A 3,840-nucleotide genomic window follows, 5' to 3' on the forward strand; every position below is an offset into this window, starting at 1 on the left:
CTCCGGGGCCAGCACCTGCTGACAGGGCACGCCCTCGGCCTCCGGGAACACCGTGCGCAGACTCTCGTGCCGGGCCACCACGTCCGCGAGGGCCGTACGGAGCGCATCCCGGTCGAGTTCGCCGGTCAGCCGTAGAGCCAGCGGGATGTTGTAGGTGGGGCTCGGGCCCTCCATCTTGTGGATGAACCAGAGTCGCCGCTGGGCGAAGGACAGTGGCATCACCTCGGGCCGCCGACCCGCCGTGAGCGCCAGGCGGCCGGGTCCAGCGGTGTCCAGAAGGGCCGCGACCGCGGCCGGAGTGGGGCCCTCGAACAGCGCGCGCAGCTCCAGCTCGACCCCGAACGTGGCCCGGATGCGGGCGATCAGGCGGGTGGCCAGCAGGGAGTGGCCGCCCAGCTCGAAGAAGTCGTCGTCGACACCGACCCGGGGCAGCCCGAGGACCTGGGCGAACAGGTCGCACACGATCTGCTCCTGCGGCGTACGGGCCTCCCGCCCCGCCCCGGAGGACAGGAACTCCGGCGCGGGCAGCGCGGCCCGGTCCAGCTTCCCATTGGCCGTCAGGGGGAGACGGTCGAGGGGGACGACGGCCGAGGGGACCATGTAGTCGGGCAGATGGTGACGGGCGTGCTCGCGGAGGGCGGTGACGAGGGCACCGGTCCCGCGGCGTGCGGCGGGATTGGTCGTCCACCTGGCCAGAGGCGTGGCGGCGCCGGCGTCGAGGGGTGCGTAGGTGCCCAGGGGGACAGCGCCGCCCAGCCGGTTCCGGTCGGCGAAGACGACGTCGACGGTGTCGGGGTCGTGGGTGTTCCAGGTGACGCCGGTCCAGTAGCCGTGCTCGTCGCCCAGTTCATGGAAGGCCTCGGGGCCGGCCGGGAAGCAGGCCGTGTCGACGGGCGGCGCAGCGACGGCCCGAAGCTCCCCGTCGTCGAGGGCCTGCCGTACCGCGAGTTCATGGGCGAGGCGGGCGTTGGGAACCCCGGTGACTCGCAGCGCGGCGGGCCGCTCCGCCTCCAAGTGCCGTGCCAGCTCCACGAGGTTCGCCCCGGCATCGGCGTGAGCCGCCCAGGGTCGGGTGGGGGCGTCGGTGAGGGGGTGTGGGGTGATGCCGGTTTTGTAGAGGGTGGCGTCGTAGCGGTAGCGGGTGAGTTCGTTGTGGGCGGTGCCGCGTTTGAGTTGGAGGTCGGTGCCGGCGAGGTCGGGGAGGTGGTGGGTGAGGGCGGTGAAGTACTCGGGGTCGACGAGGAGTTCTTTTTCCAGGACGAGGCTCTGCTCGACGGCGCGGCGGATGGCGGCGGTGTCGTGCGGGTCCTCGGCTCGTGCGGTCTGGACGGCGCTGGTGAAGGTGCGCAGCAGCCTCGGGTTGCGGACGTCACCGATGAACAGGGCCCCGCCGGGGGCCAGAACCCGCAGGGCGTTGTCGATGACCTGTTCCAGATAGCCGGCGTTCGGGAAGTACTGCACCACCGAGTTGAGGACGATCGTGTCGAAGCGCCCCGTCGGCAGCCCGGCGAAGTCATGGGCGGGCTGGGTCCGCAGCGTCACCCGCCGGGCGAGTTCGGGATCGGCGTCGACGTGGCGCTGGAGTTCCGCGATGACGGTGGGGGAGAAGTCGGTGCCCCAGTACTCCTCGCACCCGGGCGCCAGCCCGGCGAGGAGCAGACCGGTGCCCACACCGATCTCCAGCACGCGGCGCGGGTGCAGGGACCTGATGCGGTCGACGGTGGTGTCGCGCCACTCCCGCATGTCGGACAACGGGATCGGCTCACCGTCGTAACTGCTGGTCCAGCTCGCGAAGTTCTCACCGAACGCCGTCTGCGGAGCCGTGGTGTACACGGAGTCGTACAGGTCCCGCCACTCGCTCAGCTGATCCTGCTCGACCGCCTCGTCCCGTCCGCGCGCCGAGGTGTCGGCCACGACGTAGGCGACCAGGCGGGCACCGCCGGGCTGGTCCTCGCGGACGACGACGGCTGCCTGGGCGATGTCGGGGTGGTCGGTGAGGACGTGTTCGATCTCGCCGGGTTCGATGCGGAAGCCGCGGATCTTGACCTGGTGGTCGGCGCGGCCGATGAACTCCAGTTCGCCGTCGGTGTTCCAGCGCACCAGGTCGCCGGTGCGGTACATGCGTCCGCCGGGTTCGGGGGCGTAGGGGTCGGCGACGAACCGCTCGGCGGTCAGTCCCGGCCGGCCCAGGTAGCCGCGGGCGACACCGGCGCCCGCGATGTACAGCTCGCCCACCACCCCCGGCGCCACCGACCTCAGGCCGTCGTCCAGCACGTAGACGCGGGTGTTGGCGATCGGGCGGCCGATCGGCGGCGCGCCCGTGCCGCCGGCCAGGTCCGCGGCGGTCGACCAGATGGTGGTCTCGGTCGGCCCGTACAGGTTGGTCAGATCCTCGGTGAGCGCGCGCAGCGACTCGGCGAGTGTGGCGGGCAGAGCCTCGCCGCCGACCAGCATGCGCAGCCCCCGCAGCGCCTCCGGCTCGTGCGAGACCAGCAGCTGCCACAGGGAAGGCGTCCCCTGGACGATCGTGACGCCATGCCGGGCGATCAGATCGAGCACGGCGGACGGCTGAGGGACGGCCTCCTTGGGTGCGAGGACGACCGCGGCGCCCGACAGCAGCGGGTGGTACAGCTCCAGCGCGGCGATGTCGAAGGCCACCGTGGTGACCGCCAGCAGCCGCTCCCCGGGTCGCAGCGGGACCTTCTGCCGCATGGCCTCCAGGAAGTTGAGCAGCGCCGAGTGCGGCACGACCACACCCTTCGGACGGCCGGTCGAACCGGAGGTGTGGATCACGTACGCGGCGTCGGCGGCCCGCAGCGGCGCGGCACGGTCGGCGTCGGTGGGATCACTGTCCGGGCAGCCGGCCAGCAGCTCCTGGGCCGCGGGGGAGTCCAGCACCAGCCGTTCGGCCGCCACGCCACCGGGCATCCGCGAGTCCGTCGCCAGGGTGGTGAGGAGCAGGTCGGGCCGGGCGTCCTCCAGCACGTGGGCGATGCGCCCGGACGGATGGTCCGGGTCCAGCGGCAGATACGCGGCACCGGACTTGAGCACCGCCAGTAGAGCCACCACCAGATCGGCCGTGCGCGGCAGGGCGAGCGCGACGGCCCGGTCCGGCCCGGCACCCCGGCGCAGCAGCGCGTGCGCCAGCCGGTTGGCGCGGCTGTTCAGTTCCGCGTACGTCAGGGTCGTGTCGCCGGCGATCAGGGCGACGGCGTCCGGCGTGGCCCGCACCTGCTCGGCGAAGCGCACCGGCAGCAGGTCCGCACCCACCTCCACCCCGGTGTCCAGCCAGGTGTCGAGCACCTGCTGATGCTCTTCGGCGGTGAGCAGGTCGATGTTGCTGAGCGGCTGGTCGGGGGCTGCGGTGGCCGCTTCCAGCAGCCGGACCCAGCGGTCGAAGAGTGCGCGGACGGTGGGTGGGTCGTAGAGGTCGCTGGAGTATTCGATGGCGCCGGTGATGCCTTCGGGTTCGCCGTGGGGTCCGCGTTGTTCGGCGAGGCTGATGAAGAGGTCGAATTTGGCGGTGTGGGTGCGGCCGGGGGTGATGTCGATGTGGAGGCCGGGGAGGTGGAAGGTGGCTTCGGGGGCGTTTTGGAGGGCGAGCATGATTTGGAAGAGGGGGTGGTGGGAGAGGGTGCGGGTGGGGTTGAGGTGTTCGACGAGGTATTCGAAGGGGACGTCTTGGTGGGCGTAGGCGTGCAGGGAGGTGTCGCGGACCTGGTTGAGGAGTTGGGTGAAGGTGGGGTTGCCGGTTGTGTCGGTGCGTAGGACGAGGGTGTTGACGAAGAAGCCGATGAGGTGGTCGAGGGCTTGGTCGGTGCGTCCGGCGATGGGGCTGCC

General features: G+C 71.7%; 1 protein-coding gene. It reads right to left on the bottom strand.

Annotated features, from left to right (window positions below; all coding sequences use genetic code 11):
- Positions 1-3,840 (bottom strand): non-ribosomal peptide synthetase (locus ACZ404_RS36835; protein ID WP_468447757.1); only part of this gene is annotated, 3,840 nt, incomplete at both ends.

The organism is Streptomyces sp. NPDC030798, from assembly GCF_055572275.1.